1 pseudogene is annotated in these 223 nt (G+C 41.7%); it reads right to left on the bottom strand.

The annotated features are described in order from the left end of the window. A pseudogene (thrS, locus tag GB932_RS22120) lies at positions 1 to 223 on the bottom strand (threonine--tRNA ligase); the annotation flags it as partial.

Genomic DNA, 223 nt, shown 5'->3' with positions numbered 1-223 from the left:
GTAAATCTCTGTAGCTCCATTGTGAAGTTTTGTAAATTTCACAGTGGTGAGGACAGTTCATCGGCTTCAGCAAAAATTCTTCTCCTTCGTTCGGCGTTTTAATCGGCTGGAAGCTGTCTTCCCCATATTTGTCCCAGTGTCCTGAAGTTACATATAATTCTTTTGCCCCGATGTGTGGAGACATTACGAATTCATAACCTCCTTTTTTCTGAGCATCAGAAAG

It is taken from the genome of Microbacterium karelineae, from assembly GCF_009745985.1.
Taxonomy (GTDB): Bacteria; Actinomycetota; Actinomycetes; order Actinomycetales; family Microbacteriaceae; genus Microbacterium; species Microbacterium karelineae.
Note: the sequence above shows the minus strand (reverse complement) of the source record. Positions and strands in the feature narration are given on the sequence as shown.